Source organism: Marinomonas polaris DSM 16579 (assembly GCF_900129155.1).
In the GTDB taxonomy this organism is placed as follows: Bacteria; Pseudomonadota; Gammaproteobacteria; order Pseudomonadales; family Marinomonadaceae; genus Marinomonas; species Marinomonas polaris.
The window spans coordinates 76,882-95,911 of sequence record NZ_FQVF01000013.1; the positions used below are offsets into that span (position 1 = coordinate 76,882).

Genomic DNA, 19,030 nt, shown 5'->3' on the forward strand with positions numbered 1-19,030 from the left:
AAAACATAATGAGCGCACCAATAGGACAACACTGGCAACAAGTAAACGAATGTGAAGATCTATTGGGCGTCGACTTTCTTGCTCGCACTTTTTCCTTTGCTGGCCCAAAAACCAAAGTCCACACCACACTCATTCACCATATCGGTAACCCAGACGCGACAAAAGCCATTTTGTACGTTCATGGTTACACGGATTATTTTTTTCAGACTGGTTTAGCAGAACACTTTATCGACTTAGGTTATCGTTTCTATGCCTTAGATTTACAAGGCTACGGTCGCTCGATTCGCCCTTCTACACCGCCAAACTGGTGTGAATCAATTGAACAATATGGCCAAGATTTAGACATTGCCTTGGCAACGATAAAAGAAGATGGGGTGGATCAAGTAGTCATACTCGGGCACTCTACTGGCGGCTTAGTCGTATCGACCTATTTGGCGCAGCCTTACGCATTGCCCGAACGCGAAAGCTATTACAATAAAGCCTTTCCAGAAGTGATTGGACTGATGCTCAACAGTCCATTTCTCGCCCTGCCGTTCCCGCCAGCCGTATTAAACTTCGTCAGCTGGCCAGTTCGAATATTAGTGTCTTTACTACCATTTTCGTATTTACGAGCAAAGAAGATCAACATTTACTCAAAATCACTACACACAGTATTTGGTGGAGAATGGGATTATCGATTAGATTGGAAACCCCCACGGGGCTTTGATCTTTCTTTTCATTGGCTAAGAGAAGTCATCATTGCACAGCGCCGTCTTGCTAATCAACGTCTCGCTATCCCAACGCTAATTTGCCATTCAGAAATCAGTACTATAGGTAAGCGTACAGTAAAAGAAATACAACAAGGCGATGGCGTGTTAGATGTCCATAGCATGCAGCAAGCGGCCAAGAAAACCTTCACGAACCTCACGCAAGCGAGTATTCCTCAAGGTTTCCATGACTTGTATTTATCTCATCAATCCGCTCGAACAAACTACTTATCAGCCATGACTCAATGGCTAGAAAAGCTAGATTAGCAGCGCTGAACTAGCCTCTTAAAACCTAAGCGCCTTGGCGTCGCATTATCCAATCCAATAAACAAGTTGGTAATACTCTTTTCATTACGACAGCTGCGTACGTTGGCATAGTCACATAGTAACGCGCTCTTGGACGAGTCGACTCCAACGCATGAATCAGTTTTTTCACCACTGCACTGGCTGGCAAGGTTTGCGATGACGTCACGCCCTCTTTACTCAAACGAGCAATCGCTTCTGCATAGCCTTTTTGGTGACGGCTATTTTCTATGTCGATATTGTCTTTTAGAGCAAGTAACGCATTCGCACGAAAACGACTTTCAATCGGACCAGGTTCAATTAAGCAAACCTTAATAGGCGTGTCCGACAATTCCAAACGCAGGGTATCTGTTAAGCCTTCCAAAGCAAATTTACTGGCGTTATAAGCACCGCGGAACGGAGCAGCAACTAAGCCAAGCACAGAGCTGTTATTGATGATGCGTCCGTAACCTTGAGCTAACATTATTTTCAGTACTTTCGTTGTCAGCTCGTGCGTACCAAAGAAATTACACTCAAACTGAGCTCTTAACGCATCAACAGGCAAATCTTCTACCGCACCGGGCTGGCCATAGGCGCCATTATTAAACAAAGCAAAAAGCTGGCCGTTGGTAATCGCTAATGTTTCTTGCAAGCCTTTTTCTATCGAAGCCGAATCCGCTAAATCCAGCTGCACGACGTGCTTAATGCCTTGGGCTTGCAACACAGCTACGTCTTCTTGCTTACGACAACTCGCCACTACTAGAAAATCACGATCTTGGAGCATTCTGGCTGCTTCCAGTCCAATTCCCGTCGAACAACCTGTGATAAGAATAGAATATTGCATAGTGCTTCCTCATGGAAAAAGTCTTCAAGCTTTGGATGGTAGCAAAATGCATGGATCATGGCTCCACTGGCGACACATTCCATCTTCCTTAGCCTCGCGGATGCAGCTGACCCAATGCTGTATCCACTAAGGCCAGCAGTTCATCTATTGCTTGAGTGGCATGCTGGAAATAGGTTTTAGCGGCAATCACAGGGAGCTCCGATCCGAGCAACTCCTGTTTTATACAACTTAGAAAATCAGCTACTACCTGTTCACAATGTTGTAGACGAAACTCATTCATCTGTGGATGTTCAATAGCATGATGTTGCAAGGTGGCAAAAGCCTTGCCTGCCAGTAATTCAATTTTCTGATAGAGGAAATGCATTCTTACCCGTTGTTCGACACTACTTTGTCCGGCTGCGGCCATGCCAGTACCCAAAGCGCGTGCCTGACCCGCCCATTCTGCCGCCTGAATTACTTCTCGCCAGATACAGGGCAAGTAGCCCAATTCAGGCAGGCCTTTAGTCAAATCAATCTCGCTGGCCACATCTTCCATCAGAAAAATGCTGTTACGGATAATTAGGTGATGCTGGATGAGATTATTCGCTCGGTCACTACTTCGCCCTTCACGCATGCGCGACCAGTGATCGATCAGACTGTTCCAAGCGTTTCGATGCGTGCCATCAAACTCCTGGGCGGCACGAATATGTTGATCCAAGCTCTGTCGGGTGTTGGCAAGATCCTGACTCATGCTGGTGTCGCCGCAAAGCACAGCATTACTAAGACCGCGATGACGCTGAAATTCAGCAATCAGCACTCGCAGCAAAGTCAATTGACGAATGTTCAATTGGATATGTAAGCGCTTTTTTTGTTGCAAGCGCCAGTGTAAGCCATAAAACAACAAGGCCAATACCATCAGAATGGTGAACAATAGCGGTAATACATAGTGGATATTATTCATACTAATTATCCTGTCAGGTGAGCCAGATGGTGGGCAATGGTGCGTGCCTGATCGGCAGCCTGCAAATTATCGGCATTACCCCGACGAACACGATCGGCCAATTCAGCAATTTCCGCCACAGCCTGCCCCTGCTGTTCGGTACTGACCGCCACTTGATCGACTTGCCCCGTTAGTTGCTGGGTATGCTGCTGAACTTGATTGAGTAACGTCCGCACCCTTTCTGAATTTTCGGCACTGCGGTGCGCTAACCCGGTCAAATCAGACACCTGGACAGCGGCCTCCTTGATATGCTGTTGCACCAATTCGATATTGCGACTGATTTCTGTAGCAGACTCCTGACTATGCATGGCCAGACGACGTACTTCATCAGCCACCACAGCAAAACCGCGACCACTTTCGCCCGCACGCGCCGCTTCGATAGCTGCATTAAGAGCGAGCAGGTTAGTCTGGTCGGCGATACTGCGGATGGTACCGGACATTTCATTGATGATGTGCGAATTGCTGCTCAATTGGCGGATCAACTCGTCGGTAGTAATAGCTTGCTGCGCCATCTCGGACACCTGTCGCACCAGATTGGTGAGCTGCTCGATACCATCAGCCAACTGTTTGCTGGCCACAACGCTGGTTTGACGAGAGTCGGCAGCCAGTGAAGCCACCTGCATGATGCTCACATTTAACTCTTCTACCGCTGCTGCCGCTACGGTAGCTGAATCACTTTGCCCTTCGGCGTTACGAGTTACCAAGGCGGCGCTTTGTTCAAGCTCATGTGACGAGTGAGATATCTCATCCAGACGCTGCTGTAACAGCTGTTGTTGACGTTGCTCGCGGTTTAGCCACTGCTGAAACCCGCGGCTGACAGGCTGCAACAACAACCACTGAATAGCGCTGAAAGGCTCATTGGTACTCTGCAGGACAGTTTCTTCACAATAGCGTTGCAACTGACCGATTTCCTGCAATAGAAGCCACAGGCTGGCAATCGCTAGATAGGCCAATACGGCCCACAGCATCTCAGCTAGCCGCGAAGGTGCTACTAAAGTGAGGATGCCACCGACTATGGAAAGACCTAATAAAATACGAAGCATGCCGATGATGCCCAGTGTGTGCAACAACAAAAATGCCGGATAAGTAAGCCACTTCATGTTCCTGTATCTCCAATGCGGTACAAAAAAAGGCGCCTGAACCCGCTGCTAATTTACTGCTGCGGGTTCAGGCGCCTTTGCCTAGTAGGAACGAGTCCTGCTGATTTGATTTATCTGAAATAAATTAAAGCAATAATGATGCCATAGAATTCGATGAGCATTAACTAAACAAGAAAAAATCATCGTGCTTGGGATCGTAGCAAATAGTGATGCTAAGTGCTGTTTTCTTGATTTTGATCACAATATTAACAGCCACTCCAGCCCATAATCTCTGCTTATAAAACAAACATTAATACTAATAGGGATATCGCATGAAGCTCAGCTCAATCAAGGTAAGCTACAAACTATGGGCGCTTATTGGCACCTTAGTCACATTACTCATCGTTTTTAGCGCTATGGCCTATAGCGAACTGCACAGCGAATTGCTCAACGCACGACAACTCCAAGTTAAAGAACAAGTCGATAGCGCTTATTCTCTCGTAAAATATTATGGCGACCAAGCACCTATCATTGGCGAAGAACAAGCGAAGCAATCTGCTTTGGCTGCGCTATCTGCTCTACGCTTTGGCGACGATGGCTACTTCTGGGTGAACGACATGCAAGCCAAGCTGCTAATGCATCCCTTTAAGCCGCAAGATGAGGGGAAAAGCATGACAAATGTCACCGACATAAATGGCTTTCATCACTGGCAAGAAATGGTATCTGTGGTGAGAAAACAAGAGGAAGGCTATGTTCACTATGCCTACAAGGGCCCACAAGTTTCACAGCCTGAAGATAAAGTGTCTTATGTAAAAGGTTATCAACCTTGGGGATGGGTCATTGGCAGTGGCGTACTATACAGCGGTGTTACGGATATATTTTGGGCTGCAGTGCAAAAATCTGCGTTTATCGAACTAATTCTAGTGCTTATTGCTCTGATCGGAAGTGTCACTATTGTTCGTAACATCACGAGACCACTTAAAACAGTGACAGAACATTTACAACATATCTCAGATGGCGACCTTACTAAGCAATTAGATATGCAACGTGGAGACGAAATCGGTATTTTAGCCAACGCGGCAAACCACGTATCCGTTTCATTAAACGACACCTTGCTAGAAGTCGACCACGCCATCACCGAACTGCAAGCCGTTTGTGTACAAATGCAAGGCAATAGCTTACATACTAAACAAGGGATGGATCACCAATTCCAAGAAGTCGAAATGCTTGCTACCGCCATGAACGAAATGTCTTACTCCATTCGAGACGTAGCGCAACATGCCAAAGATACCGCTGATGCGACTCAAATGGTGCAAACCATTACGCGCCAAAGTAGCCAAGACCTAGACGCTACTAACGAAGACATCCAAAGTTTAACCAAGAACATAGAAGGTGCAAACGACGTTATTATTAAACTACTTGAGCAAACAGGCGATATCGACTCTGTTTTAGGCGTAATTGGAGATATCTCAGAGCAAACAAACCTACTTGCCTTGAACGCAGCCATTGAAGCGGCACGAGCTGGTGAACTAGGTCGAGGCTTTGCCGTCGTGGCCGATGAAGTTCGCTCACTGGCAAGCCGCACTCAAGGATCAACTGTCGAAATCCGCTCGATTATCGAAAAGCTTCAGCATCAATCAAAAGAAGCTTCCACGTCTATGGCTACCAGCACTCAACAAGCTGAACGCGGTGCAGACAGAATGCATGTAGCGGCTGAAAACTTGAAAAACATGTTAAGGCAAGTGGACGACGTATCGGCTCGCAGCCATCAAATCGCCTCCGCCGCGGAACAGCAAGGCACAGTGGCCGAAGAGATCAACCACAACATAATGGGTATTCGAGCAGTATCTGAAAAGGTACTAGAAGATTCTCAACAAGTGTCCGAAGGCAGCACAATGATTGCAAAAATGACCGATGAGCTAAGCAAAAAAATCAAACAATTCCAGTTTGCTTGAGCGATCCCTATCTAACTACCAAGTTAGGTGAATTCAAATATTCACCTAACTTTTCTCTAATACAGTCACAGTAATCCAATAAAAAACGAAGAGGCTTTTAACGTTAAATCCCTCACTAAATAACATTTTGAGGAATTATCTTAGTAACTCATTGTGGATATATGGCCTATATTCATCACTAGATGAATTAATAATTGGAGCCAACAATGACCACCCGAATGGGTCGCCCTAAACAGTCTGATAAGAATCAAGATTCCGCTCGCAGCAGTTTAATTGCTGCCGCCAAGCGTTGTTTCTCTGAACAGGGTTTTGACAAGGTATCGACTCGAAAAATCGCCCTCTCGGCGGGAGTAGATGCGGCTATGATTCGTTACTACTTCGGTTCAAAAGCAGGTTTATTCGAAGCAACCATACAAGAAACCTTAGCTCCAGTTATCGAACAATTCCAAGCCGATATTGACCCCAACACTCCACCCAATCCATTGTTACTGATGCAAACCTACTATCGCATGATTGCCAACAATCCCATGCTGCCAAAATTGATTTTGCAGGTGATAAACCAACAAGATAACCCCGAAGCGTTTGGTATTTTGACGGGCATTATCGACAACATCTTGAAACGATCAGAAAAATGGATCGAGGCGTTTGAAAAGCAAAAGCAAATTAATCCAAACCTTAATCCAGCATGGATTCGTCTTAGTTTTGTTAGCTTGATGATTTTCCCTGTGTTGGCGCCAAAATACCTTCAGCAGCAACTTGGGGTCGAACTCAAAGAAGACTGGTTATTAAATCTAGCGGATCATAACCAAACACTGCTAGAACAAGGACTTTTCACCTTTCCATCACAACAGCCATCATCCAGCAGTACCAAAGGTGAGCAAAAATGAAAACACGTCATATTCTACTATCCGTACTTGTGCTGACTTTGCTTACCGCTTGCCAGTCAGAAGAGTCAACTTACGCCATGGGCAATATTGAACGCGATAGAATCACCTTATCGGCCCCCACCGCAGAACAAATTGTTTTAGTAAAGGTCAGCGAAGGGCAACAAGTCTCCCAAGGCGACATATTACTGCAGTTAGACACACGCAGTGCCGATGCACTTATTGCCCAGCGCGAAGCCGAGCTTGCCCAAGCCAATGCCGCCCTCAGTGAGCTTACTGCTGGCACACGTCCAGAACAATTAAGTGCATCATTAGCCGCTCTAGAAGCCACTCAAGCAGCCAGTAAAGAAGCTGAGCTAAAGTTCCAACGTTACGACAAACTATATAAAAGCAAAGTCGTTGGCAAAGCCGATTTCGATGCGGCTAAAGCTTCGAGAGACAGTAATAAGGCCAAAGCACAGCAAGCTCATGATCAATGGTTAGAGTTAAAAAATGGTGCCCGTGAAGAAGACATTGCCCAATCCAATGCCAAGGTGCAAGCCGCACAGGCCGCTCTTGAATGGCAAACCAAAGCCCGTGAAGACCTCACCATCAAAGCGCCAATTGATGGTACGATTGACACACTGCCTTGGCACGAAGGAGATCGTGTTACCGCAGGCACTCAGTTAATTAGCTTACTGTCTTCTGGTCACCCTTATGCAAGAGTTTATTTGCCTGCCAGCGCGTTAACCAAGATCAAAGCTGGCGACACTATTGAGGTGTTTGCTGATGGTATCGAATCGCCCATCAAGGGTCGTGTGCGAAATATCCGTTCACAACCCGCTTATACGCCATTTTATGCCCTCAACGAACGAGACAGAGCTCGTCTGATGTATCTGACTGACATCAATCTAATTGATGCGGACCAGCTACCTACAGGACTTGCTGTTGAGGTGCGCCTACCATGATCTCTAACGAGTCAGAACAAGTAGAATACGCCATTGAAGCCAAGGGATTAAGCAAGCATTTTGGCAACAACATTGCGGTAAATAAACTGGATTTAAAAATCCCTAAAGGCAGCATTTATGGCTTTCTTGGCCCCAATGGTTGCGGAAAATCCACCAGCATTCGTCTGCTCACTGGGTTATTAGAAGCCAGTGAAGGTGACGTCACTATTTTGGGCAACCCGCTATTAGGTCATGAAGAAGCGTTGAAAAAACGTATCGGCTATATGACGCAAAAATTCTCTTTATACGATGACCTTACCGTTCAAGAGAATCTAAATTTTGTCGGTGCTATTTATGGTTTTGTAGGGAAGCGCAAAAAAGCCCGCCTCGAAGAATTACTCGCTTTATACGATTTAGAAAAACAAGCGAAACAGTTTGCTGGCTCCATGAGTGGCGGACAAAAACAGCGCCTTGCTCTTGCCTGCGCCACACTACATTCTCCTGAGTTGTTATTTCTCGATGAGCCGACCTCTGCGGTTGACCCAGAAAATCGCCGTGAGTTTTGGGAAAGATTATTCGACCTTTGCGCCGCTGGTACCACCATTTTAGTATCCACGCATTACATGGATGAAGCAGAACGCTGTCACGCCTTGGCAATTATGGAAGAAGGCAATAAACGCGCCGATGGCTCTCCTCAAGCCTTGATGGATGCTATGCCTGCCACCGTCGTGGAAGTCAGTGGCAACAAGTTAAGACAACTCAAACAGACACTAACCCAGCACCCAGAAATCCTCTCTGCAGCACAAATTGGCGCGCATCTAAGAGTGCTAGTGAAGAAAAAAGTACAAGATCCTCTCAGCCTTATCTCGACACTCAGTGATGGCAGAGAAACTGTATTGGCTCGTCCTAGCCTTGAAGACGTGTTTGTTACCTGCACCGGAGACCGCTATGTGGATTAGAATCTATGCTATTTTCATCAAAGAATTAAAGCAGCTTTCCCGAGACAGAATGACCTTCGGCATGATTATCATGATACCGCTGGTACAACTTATGCTGTTTGGTTATGCGATTAACACCGATGCTAGACACATTCACGTTGGTCTTGTCGACCTCAGTCAAACATCGGAAAGCCGAGCAGTTGAACAAGCACTGGTAGCCACTCAATCTGTCGACTTTATTGCTCGTTATCGCTCTATAAAAGAGGCCGAAGTAGCAATCACTAAAGGTGAAATTAGAGCCGTATTGTATTTGCCAGCAGACATGACTCGCCGTTTATTTAATCACCCGCTCTACGATCATAAACAGACTGACTCCCAACTTACTCAGCCAATAGGCCAATGGATAGTCGACGGCTCCGATACTGTCATTGCGTCTACCATCAGAGCATTGCGTAATATGCCTTTGGACGAAGTGGCAAACCATACCGCGACACGCACCGCGCCGAGTTTCGAAGTCGTGCAATACTTCAATCCAGAACAAAGAACCGTGGTGAATATTGTCCCAGGTTTAGTGGCAGTGATTCTAACCATGACAATGATTTTATTTACGTCATCGGCCATAGTAAGAGAAAGCGAGCATGGCAATATGGAGTTTCTCATCACCACACCAGTGCGTTCTATCGAACTCATGATAGGAAAAATAGCGCCTTACGTTTTAGTCGGGCTCTTACAAGTCGCTATTATTTTATACGTGGGTCATTGGATGTTTTCTGTGCCGATTAAAGGCAGTATTCTGTCACTACTCGGCAGCTCTATTCTGTTCATTTTTGCCAGCTTAACCCTTGGCTTAGTGCTTTCCACCATTGCAAAAACGCAATTGCAATCGATGCAGATGACCATATTTATTCTCTTGCCATCAATATTGCTCTCGGGATTTATGTTTCCTTACGATGCCATGCCGGTCGCTGCTCAATGGATTGCCGAAGCTCTGCCCGTGACCCACTTCATGCGCATGATCCGTGCTATCGCCTTGCGAGATGCCAGCCTGCTTTTATTAGGAAAAGACGCATTATGGCTAGGACTCTTTACTATCGGAGGAATAATCATTGCTTCGTTACGATTCAAGAAGACATTGGGGTAGACATTACTAGTCGCCTCATTCTAACTTCCGATACAAGGATCGCAGGCTGATTCCAGCGACTTTGGCAACTTGCTCTTTATCGTCATGATGAAATGCCATGAGTTCTGATAAGTAGCGTTTTTCTGCAGTTTTTAAGTCCAGCCATTCTTTGTCTTCACCAGCATCAGTAGTACTTAACGATTGAGAAGCTGATGAAGTATCCACCAGCGGATCAAGCTCACGATCGATCTCCAAACATTCTTGAATAGTGCTTCGCTCAATCATATTCGTATCAGTTAAGAGTGTTGCGCGATTGAGGATGTTACTTAGCTCTCGAATATTGCCAGGGAAATCGTATTGCTTTAATACTTGCATCGCCGAATCAGTAAGATGGTATTCCTTTCGCTCACTAATACGTTTTAACAAGGTGTTGGTTAACAAGACTAAGTCATCTTGTCGTTCTCTTAAGGAAGGCACATGTATTGGAAACACGTTGATCCGATAGTATAAATCTTGGCGGAACTCACCTGCTTTCACCATTTGTGCTAAATTTTTGTGAGTCGCACAAATTAATCGAAAATTAGTGTGCTTAACAGTTGAAGAACCAACCGGACGAAATGCCCCAGTTTCAATGAGTCGCAATAGCTTAACTTGCATTGATAGCGGAACATCGCCGATTTCGTCTAAAAATAGTGTGCCACCATTAGCCAGCTCAACTAAGCCTACTCGGTTGCTATGCGCGCCAGTAAACGAGCCTTTTACATGACCAAATAGCTCGCTTTCAAACAAAGAATCCGTCAGCCCTGCACATTCTAATGTCACCATGGAATTACTCGCTCTATGACCGCCTTGGTGAACCGCGTGCGCGACCAGCTCCTTGCCGCTACCGGATTCTCCAAGTAGTAAAACAGACGCATCGCTATGACTAACACGGGTAATTTTTTCCAACATGCGATTAAAAGACTTACTCGAACCGACCAATTTTTTACTGCTGTCTTGGACACTGGCCACCGACACAGAGCGCAATAGCTCGACAAAAAACAGCAATTGACCTTGGCTGTCATGAATCGGCAGCATTTCTACATCGACGTGCTCTTTGCCTCTTGGCGTTTGGTGGATATGCAGCACTCGTTCTTTGCGGCCTGATTGCAAGGTTGCCGACAAAGGACAATCCTCACCCGCTTCATCACAAGGCACGCTGTAGCCATGGGAAACTTCAAAGCAACGCTTGTTCTGCTGCAAAGGAACATCACCAAATTCTTCTCGATAATGCTGATTAATGGCAAGAATTCGATAATCCACCGATACTAAAATAGCAGGACAATCGTAGCCTTCTAACATGCTGGCGAGTCCATCAAAGGAAGAAGAATCGGATGCGATGATATTCATAAAGTATTTGCCATTTTTGTCAAAATTTAACGCCAAATATGACAACCACCAAAACATTAGTCAATTCTAATTTAAAAACTTTCTTCTTATTAAAAATTAATTCTTTATATTTCAAATAGTTAATTAAAAGATAAAACCTTGGCACACTTTCTGCCTTACTTAACCTATAAATCCATCAAATAAATAGACTATTTGAACGTGTGGAAAATTTGATAACGAGGTGAAACATGACAAACACGATTGTAACCAAGCCTGATGTAGCGGCTTTTTTTGATAAAGACTCCAATACTTTCTCTTATGTCGTTAAAGATCCAGCGTCTTCTAGCTGTGCCATTGTCGACAGTGTATTGGATTTTGACTATGCCTCTGGCGGTACTTCTCATAAAGGTGCTGACGAAATTATTGCGTACGTCACCACCCACAAACTAAAAGTGGAATGGTTAATTGAAACTCACGTCCATGCAGACCATATTTCTGCTGCGCCATACATTCAAAGCAAAGTCGGCGGCAAAATTGGTATTGGCGAACAAATCACCACAGTTCAAGAAACCTTTGCCAAAGTATTCAACGAAGGTGCTGACTTCTTACATGACGGTTCGCAGTTTGACTTTTTATTCGAAGATGGCGAGCAATTTCAAATTGGTGAAATGCAGTGCACCGCCCTCCATACTCCGGGTCATACGCCAGCTTGCTTCACCCATGTTTTAGGTGACGCCGTATTTGTTGGTGATACCTTGTTCATGCCAGATGCCGGCACCGCACGTGCTGATTTCCCCGGTGGCGACGCAGGTATATTGTTCGATTCCGTACAAAGAATCCTGGCACTACCAGAAGATCACCGCATTTTCATGTGCCATGACTACTGCCCGAATGGCCGTGAATTGGAATATGAAACTACCGTAAAAGCGCAGCGTGAATTGAACATTCACGTTAAAAAAGGCATGAGTAAAGAGACCTTTGTCGATTTACGTGAAACCCGCGACAAAACATTGGCCATGCCTCGCCTGATTTTGCCATCTTTACAAATCAATATGAGAGCAGGACATATGCCCGAACCGGAAGGTAATGGTTTGTCGTATCTGAAAATTCCGTTGAATGCATTCAAATAAACCGTAACGACAATAGCAACTAACTATAAATAGCCTAATGACCATTAGGCTAAATAATAATTATATAGAGTGAGAACAACCATGTTACGCAAAAAAATCACAGACAACTATTCCGTATCTGAGCAGATCAGCTTAGACGATGTGGACGCTTTAGCAGAATCTGGTGTCACGCTTATCATTTGTAATCGACCAGATGGTGAAGAGGAAGGACAACTACCTTTTGCTGATGTTGCCGCTTATGCAGAAGAAAAAAATATCAAAGCTAAACACATTCCGTTTGCTGGCGGGCAAATGACGGCTTCGGACATAACTGCTTTTCAAGCTGCAATACAAAATGCCGAAAATGTTCACGCTTATTGCCGAACGGGTAATCGCTCCAGCCAAATTTGGCAAGCGGCTCAGGACGCTTCAACTACCGAAACACCTATCGCACAAGACGACAAAGCACCATCTAAAGAAGACAATAAAACAACAGCCCAATACGATGTTGTAGTAGTCGGTGCAGGCTCAGCCGGTATTTCAACTGCCGCTAGTTTATTAAAACGCAAACCTGGCTTGAAAATTTGTTTGATTGATCCAGCCGAAAGTCATTTTTATCAGCCCGGTTGGACGCTTGTAGGCGGCGGTGTGTTTAAAGCAGCCAATACCCGCCGCAACATGGCTGATGTTATTCCAGCACACACAAAATGGCTAAAAGAAGCGGTAAAAACTTTCTTGCCAAATGAGAACAAAGTTGTGCTCGAAAACGGCCAAAAAATAGCTTATCAATACCTAGTCGTAGCGGCTGGTATCAAGCTTAATTGGGACGCCATTGAAGGCTTATCAGAGACATTAGGCCGCAACGGCGTGACATCAAATTATCGTTACGACTTAGCACCTTATACATGGGAATTAGTGAAAAATCTAAACGGTGGCAAAGCCGTATTCACCCAACCGCCAATGCCGATCAAATGCGCCGGCGCGCCACAAAAAGCCATGTATCTATCTTGTGACCATTGGTTGAAGAATGACAAACAAAAAGACATTAACGTGTCTTTTTACAACGCAGGTGCTGTGTTATTTGGCGTGCCTGAATATGTTCCTGCTTTGGAAAGTTATATTCAAAAATACCAAGTTAATACTCACTTCACTCACAACCTAGTCAAAGTGGACGGTCCAAATAAACGCGCCTATTTTGCCACCACAAACAAAGATGGCGAGAAAAGCATCGTAGAGACCGAGTTCGATATGTTGCATGTTTGCCCACCACAAACTGCACCAGACTTCATTCGTAATAGTCCATTAGTTGATGCAGCTGGCTGGGTCGATGTCGATAAAGAAACCTTGCAACATACCTCGTTCAAAAACATCTGGTCATTAGGTGATGTCAGCAACACGCCAAACGCTAAAACCATGGCGGCGGCTCGTAAGCAAGCGCCGGTCGTAGCGCAAAATATTGCTGATGCTATCGACGGAAATACGATAAGAGCCATTTACGACGGCTACGGCTCCTGCCCACTTACCGTTGAGCGCGGCAAGATTGTCTTGGCGGAATTTGGTTACGGCGGAAAGCTGCTACCAACCTTCCCGACATGGCTGAACGATGGTACCAAACCCACCTATCTCGCTTGGGTGTTAAAAGAAGACTTGCTGCCTCCTTTCTACTGGCACGGCATGCTGAAAGGCTATGAATGGTTTGTTAAACCAACAATGCGTAAGTAACGAGAGCTTCATGATGACCATTGAACGTTTCATTCCCGCCCTGTCTTGGCTAAAGACCTATAACCGTGGGCAATTTAGCCAAGACGCCACCGCGGCGTTTATCGTCACCATGTTGCTGATTCCTCAGTCACTGGCTTACGCCATGTTGGCTGGGGTACCACCAGAAGTAGGCTTATATTCCAGTATCTTGCCTTTGGTTTTGTACGCTTTATTTGGCACCAGCACATCACTGTCGGTTGGCCCGGTTGCCGTGGCGTCACTGATGACGGCGACGTCGCTCGCGGTCATTGCAGAACAAGGCACTGCCAGTTACCTTACTGGCGCGATCACTCTCGCTCTATTGTCTGGCGCCATGTTGGTAATCATGGGCGTAATGAAGCTTGGGATGGTTACTAACCTGCTTTCTCACTCAGTGATTTCGGGGTTTATTTCTGCCTCAGGAATTATCATTGCGCTAAGCCAGTTAAAGCACATTCTGGGCATCCAAGCCCATGGTGATAATGTCGTTACGCAATTACTTTCTATGCTGGAAAACATCGGTCAATTTAAACCTATGACCTTTGTGATTGGCGTTTCTGTGATCGCATTTTTGCTGCTGGCTCGTCGTCACGCGAAACGTTTTTTGATCATGCTAAAGGTTCCCGAAGCATCCGCGGCATCGTTGGCGAAAACTGCTCCGATTCTCGGCGTGCTTTCAAGCCTTGCGATTGTCTATCTCTATGATCTGCAATCTCATGGCGTAGCGATAACAGGACACATTCCAGCAGGATTACCGAGTTTAACATTCACTTTGCCATCGCTGGAATTAATCAAAGAACTTGCTTTGCCTGCGCTTATGATTTCGATCATTGGCTACGTAGAATCTATTTCGGTTGGTAAAACCTTAGGCGCTAAAAGACGCGAAAAAGTCAAACCTAACCAAGAACTTATCGGTTTAGGGGCGGCAAACATTGCGTCGGGTGTATCTGGTGGCTTTCCGGTAACAGGTGGGTTCTCTCGTTCTGTGGTGAACTTTGATGCCGGCGCGGTGACTCAGCTTGCCAGCATCATGACGGCTCTTGGCATTATGATCGCGTCTTTGTTATTAACGCCTATGCTGTACTTTTTGCCCAAAGCCACACTAGCGGCGACCATCATTGTGGCGGTCACAACCCTGATAGATTTTTCTATCTTGAAAAAAACATGGCAGTTTTCCCGTAGTGATTTCTATGCAGTGCTCGCGACTATTGTGATTACTTTATTGCTGGGTGTGGAAGTTGGCGTGGCTTCTGGCGTGGCGTTGTCTATTGCCTTGCATTTGTATCGTACGTCCAAACCACACGTGGCCGAAGTTGGCTTAATCAAGGACACTGAACACTTTCGTAATGTGAAACGCTATATGGTGGAAACCTCACCTGAATTGCTTTGTTTACGACCAGACGAGAGTCTGTTCTTTGCTAACGCGACGTTTTTGGAAGATCACATCATCGACACCATTAGCCAACGCAAAGAAATTAACCATGTGGTGATTCAATGCAGCGCCGTGAATGAAATTGATTTCAGCGCCTTAGAAATGCTCGAAGCCCTGAACCTGCAACTAAAAAGCTTGAACATTAAACTCTCGCTTTCGGAGGTAAAAGGCCCAGTAATGGATCACCTAGAATGCAGCGGATTCCTGCAACACCTCAATGGCAAAGTATATTTATCGCAATTCCAAGCGTTTAAAGATATTACCCAAGCTAGAATTTAAGCGAATAAATTTGAGGTCGCCAGGTGAATTGGAGACCTCAAATTTGCATTTCAGTTTCTACGTATTATTTTGCTGCAACCGTAAACTGCTGTTGCTCCCCAAGCCCATCTATTCCTAGTTTCATTGTCTGCCCAGGCTTCAAATAAACGGCATTAGGCTTAATTCCCATTCCCACACCAGGCGGAGTACCGGTTGAAATAATGTCACCTGGTTGCAGACTCATGCAGCGGCTCAAATAGGCAATAATTTCTGGAATCTTAAAAATCAAAGTGTTGGTATTTCCGTTTTGATAACGATGCCCATCAACTTCCAACCACAATCCTAATTTATGAGGATTTGGAACCTCATCTCTCGTCACTAACCATGGGCCAATTGGGCCGAACGTATCAAAACCTTTACCCTTGTCCCAAGTGCCGCCACGTTCAATTTGCCACTCACGCTCAGAGACGTCATTGATAACGCAGTACCCTGCAATATAATCCATTGCATCAGACTCTGATATATAACGCCCTGCTTTACCGATAACAACACCCAGCTCGACTTCCCAATCTGTTTTCGTTGAGCCAATAGGTATTTCAACATCATCATTTGGGCCCGATATTGCGCTCGTCCATTTGTTGAAAATGATTGGCTCTTCTGGAACTGGCATATTGGCCTCTGCGGCATGATCAGCATAGTTCAAGCCAATACAAATAAACTTTCCAACATGGTTTACACATGAACCAATACGCGGATTTCCAGCCACTTTAGGAAGAGTATTTAAATCCAGCTTTCTCAAATTAGATATCGCCTCATCACTTAAAGCGCTACCAGAAATATCATCAATATAGCCAGATAGATCGCGAATTTGGCCCTGATCATCAAGTACACCTGGTTTCTCAAACCCTTTAATACCATATCGTAATAATTTCAATGTTATCTCCTACCATTTCGAATACTGTTTTCAGCGAGTACAAACACTAAATACTCATACCACCATCAATAATTTGCACCGTTCCAGTTGTATAACTAGACTGATCGGAACCTAGATATAGGGCTAATTTAGCAATTTCATCAGGATGCCCTATGCGCCCCATTGGCTGTCGATCAATAAATTGATTAAAGACGGTCTCCTCCGTTAGCCCTTGTTGTAAAGCTTGTTCAGAGATTCGTTGACGCAAAGATGGAGAGTCGACCGTACCTGGGCATATAGCATTGCAGCGAATACCTTTACCAATAAAATCGGATGCTATGGATTTTGTTAGCCCTATGACTGCCGCCTTACTTGCTGTGTACGCAAAGCGATTAGGTACACCTTTAATACTTGATGCCACTGATGCCATATTGATGATTGAGCCTCCACCCTGCTCAATCATTCCAGGTAAGAAAGCACGAATCATTCGATACATCGCCGTAACATTAAGATCAAACGATTTACTCCATGCCACCTCGTCACACGCCAGAATATCCCCTGCGTGTACATAGCCAGCGCAGTTAAAAAGGACGTCTATATTACCGACTTGATCTAGCAGATTGACAATTCCAGCCTCAGAAGTCACATCAAGATATAGCGCTTTTAATCCTGGTATTGCTTGCAGGTTACGAATATCAATATCCGTCCCAAAAACCTCCGCTCCCGCATCTAAAAATGCTTTTGCACTAGATAAGCCAATTCCTTGACCTGCTGCTGTTATAAGTACTTTTTTACCCTTCATTGGGATATCTCCTTACGATTTTTTATGGTTATTCTTCAATAAGGCTTTTAGTGTTTACACCGTTTACTAAGCGTTCAATATTGAGCGGATTGCTATTTTTTAACGCTTCGGGGAGAAGTGAGTTGGGATAATTTTGAAAACAAACTGGGCGTAAGAATCGGTCGATAGACAAAGTCCCCACCGATGTACCACGAGAATCTGAAGTGGCCGGAAATGGTCCGCCATGTACCATTGCATCACACACTTCAACGCCTGTTGGATAACCATTGATAAGTACTCGACCCGCTTTTTCTTCGAGCAATGAAAGTAACTCTTGAGACTCAGCTAGCTCCTCGGATTCACCAATTAAAGTAGCTGTCAGTTGGCCATGCATAGCCGAAATACACGCTCGTAATTCTTCCATGTCATTCACTTCGACAATAACGGTAGCTGGACCGAATACTTCTTCTTGCAGTAGCTCACTGCCACTCAGCAATAAACTGGATTCAGCCTGAAATAAATAAGCAGTGGCTTTGTTTTCAACGCTCTCAGCACTGGCTAAGATTTTAATTGATGGGTGATTTTGTAAAGCGTCGCACCCTTTTTGATAGCTATTCAAAGTGCCGCTATTTAGCATTGTCTTACTTGGTTTGAGTGATATTTCAGAGGAGAACTGCTTGATAAAAGCACTAAATTTTGACGAACGGATACCAACAATGAGACCTGGATTAGTACAGAATTGCCCAACCCCCAAGACCACAGAATCAGCTAGTTGCGTTGCAATCAAATCACCTCTATTTTCTAAAGCTTGAGGCAATAAAATAACGGGATTGATACTACTCATCTCAGCGAAAACGGGAATTGGATGAGGTCTAGTTGCCGCCATATCACATATAGCCTTACCACCAGCCAAAGACCCCGTAAAACCTACTGCTTTAATAGCTGGATGATTAACTAATACTTTACCAACACCCGATCCAAATATCATGCTGAATACACCATCAGGCATAGACGTTTGTTCTGCTGCTCTGAGGATAGCAAGAGCAACTTTTTCAGCCGTCCCCATGTGTCCGCTGTGTGCTTTGAATACTACTGGACAACCGGCTGCAAGAGCTGAAGCAGTATCGCCACCAGCCGTTGAGAAGGCTAATGGAAAATTACTGGCGCCAAATACAGCGATAGGACCAAGACCAACACGACATTGACGTATATCAGCGCGAGGTAAAGGGCGTCTATCTGGCATTGCGGTATCTATTCTGGCATCGTAAAAGTCGCCACGGGTCAATAAATCAGCGAATAACCTCATTTGATTACTCGTACGGCCGCATTCACCTTTTATACGAGCTTCATCCAATGCGGTTTCTTGCTGAACCAAATCAACAAAGTCTTTTCCTAGAATGTCTAATTCATCAGCAATCTTGTTTAAGAACTCTGCACGACGAGTTGCGGGTAGCTTGCTATAAAGTGGAAAGGCCGATGAAGCGATTTTACAGGCGGAATCAACTTCATCCATCGTTGCTTGATAAAATGAAGGAGCCAACTCAAGTCCAGTTGTGGCATTCCGACTCTTTAAAACAACATCCCCTCTTGCACTACGAGTATTTCCAATAAAATTGTAACCGTTGTAATCAGACATAAATTTCCCATACCGTTTTTTGTTATTCACGGTAATTTAG

The 19,030-nt window shown here is 45.1% G+C and carries 16 protein-coding genes; 9 read left to right on the forward strand and 7 right to left on the reverse strand.

Annotation, left to right across the window (positions count from 1 at the left end; genetic code table 11):
• Nucleotides 1-8: 8 nt before the first annotated feature.
• Nucleotides 9-1,013 carry an alpha/beta hydrolase gene (locus tag BUA59_RS14495; protein ID WP_072840401.1) on the forward strand — a complete coding sequence of 335 codons (1,005 nt, stop codon included), beginning with the start codon at nt 9-11 and terminating at the stop codon, nt 1,011-1,013.
• 25 nt (nt 1,014-1,038) lie between these two features.
• On the opposite strand, the gene BUA59_RS14500 is transcribed toward BUA59_RS14495, so the two are convergent.
• From BUA59_RS14500 to BUA59_RS14510, 3 genes are all read right to left on the reverse strand, one after another.
• Nucleotides 1,039-1,872, reverse strand: a complete 834-nt coding sequence (locus BUA59_RS14500; RefSeq protein WP_072840402.1) for an SDR family NAD(P)-dependent oxidoreductase — start codon at nt 1,870-1,872, stop codon at nt 1,039-1,041.
• 88 nt (nt 1,873-1,960) lie between these two features.
• Nucleotides 1,961-2,812, reverse strand: coding sequence for a nitrate- and nitrite sensing domain-containing protein (locus BUA59_RS14505; protein WP_072840403.1), 852 nt, complete (start codon nt 2,810-2,812; stop codon nt 1,961-1,963).
• Nucleotides 2,813-2,817: 5 nt separating this feature from the next.
• Complete coding sequence (locus BUA59_RS14510; protein ID WP_072840404.1) at nt 2,818-3,951, reverse strand: methyl-accepting chemotaxis protein; 1,134 nt, start codon at nt 3,949-3,951, stop codon at nt 2,818-2,820.
• A gap of 311 nt (nt 3,952-4,262) precedes the next feature.
• On the opposite strand from BUA59_RS14510, the gene BUA59_RS14515 reads away from it, so the two are divergent.
• The 5 genes from BUA59_RS14515 (at nt 4,263) to BUA59_RS14535 (ending at nt 9,774) form a co-directional block, all read left to right on the forward strand.
• Complete coding sequence (locus BUA59_RS14515) at nt 4,263-5,885, forward strand: methyl-accepting chemotaxis protein (protein WP_072840405.1); 1,623 nt, start codon at nt 4,263-4,265, stop codon at nt 5,883-5,885.
• 206 nt (nt 5,886-6,091) lie between these two features.
• Complete coding sequence (locus tag BUA59_RS14520; RefSeq protein ID WP_072840406.1) at nt 6,092-6,772, forward strand: TetR/AcrR family transcriptional regulator; 681 nt, start codon at nt 6,092-6,094, stop codon at nt 6,770-6,772.
• Nucleotides 6,769-7,716, forward strand: a complete 948-nt coding sequence (locus tag BUA59_RS14525) for an HlyD family secretion protein (RefSeq protein ID WP_072840407.1) — start codon at nt 6,769-6,771, stop codon at nt 7,714-7,716. Before BUA59_RS14520 ends, BUA59_RS14525 begins: the two co-directional genes overlap by 4 nt.
• Entirely contained in the window at nt 7,713-8,654 is a 942-nt protein-coding gene (locus BUA59_RS14530) for an ABC transporter ATP-binding protein (RefSeq protein WP_072840408.1), read from the forward strand. The genes BUA59_RS14525 and BUA59_RS14530 overlap by 4 nt, the downstream gene beginning before the upstream one ends.
• A complete protein-coding gene (locus tag BUA59_RS14535) occupies nt 8,644-9,774 on the forward strand; it encodes an ABC transporter permease (RefSeq protein ID WP_072840409.1) in 1,131 nt (376 codons plus the stop codon). Before BUA59_RS14530 ends, BUA59_RS14535 begins: the two co-directional genes overlap by 11 nt.
• A 15-nt stretch (nt 9,775-9,789) precedes the next feature.
• Here BUA59_RS14535 and BUA59_RS14540 read toward each other — a convergent pair whose 3' ends face one another.
• Nucleotides 9,790-11,142, reverse strand: coding sequence for a sigma-54 interaction domain-containing protein (locus BUA59_RS14540; protein WP_072840465.1), 1,353 nt, complete (start codon nt 11,140-11,142; stop codon nt 9,790-9,792).
• A gap of 227 nt (nt 11,143-11,369) precedes the next feature.
• Between BUA59_RS14540 and BUA59_RS14545 the strand changes: the two genes are divergently transcribed.
• From BUA59_RS14545 to BUA59_RS14555, 3 genes are all read left to right on the forward strand, one after another.
• On the forward strand, nt 11,370-12,251 hold the full coding sequence (locus BUA59_RS14545) for an MBL fold metallo-hydrolase (protein ID WP_072840410.1): 882 nt from the start codon (nt 11,370-11,372) through the stop codon (nt 12,249-12,251).
• Nucleotides 12,252-12,332: 81 nt separating this feature from the next.
• Complete coding sequence (locus tag BUA59_RS14550; protein ID WP_072840411.1) at nt 12,333-13,952, forward strand: bifunctional protein tyrosine phosphatase family protein/NAD(P)/FAD-dependent oxidoreductase; 1,620 nt, start codon at nt 12,333-12,335, stop codon at nt 13,950-13,952.
• Nucleotides 13,953-13,962: 10 nt separating this feature from the next.
• Nucleotides 13,963-15,681, forward strand: coding sequence for a SulP family inorganic anion transporter (locus BUA59_RS14555; RefSeq protein WP_342742495.1), 1,719 nt, complete (start codon nt 13,963-13,965; stop codon nt 15,679-15,681).
• A gap of 64 nt (nt 15,682-15,745) precedes the next feature.
• Here BUA59_RS14555 and BUA59_RS14560 read toward each other — a convergent pair whose 3' ends face one another.
• The 3 genes from BUA59_RS14560 to BUA59_RS14570 are packed head-to-tail and all read right to left on the reverse strand — an operon-like array spanning nt 15,746 to nt 18,990.
• Nucleotides 15,746-16,594 carry a fumarylacetoacetate hydrolase family protein gene (locus tag BUA59_RS14560; protein WP_072840412.1) on the reverse strand — a complete coding sequence of 283 codons (849 nt, stop codon included), beginning with the start codon at nt 16,592-16,594 and terminating at the stop codon, nt 15,746-15,748.
• A gap of 46 nt (nt 16,595-16,640) precedes the next feature.
• Entirely contained in the window at nt 16,641-17,375 is a 735-nt protein-coding gene (locus BUA59_RS14565) for an SDR family oxidoreductase (RefSeq protein WP_217653742.1), read from the reverse strand.
• 28 nt (nt 17,376-17,403) lie between these two features.
• Nucleotides 17,404-18,990 carry an aldehyde dehydrogenase (NADP(+)) gene (locus tag BUA59_RS14570; RefSeq protein WP_072840414.1) on the reverse strand — a complete coding sequence of 529 codons (1,587 nt, stop codon included), beginning with the start codon at nt 18,988-18,990 and terminating at the stop codon, nt 17,404-17,406.
• Between the last annotated feature and the right edge of the window lie 40 nt (nt 18,991-19,030).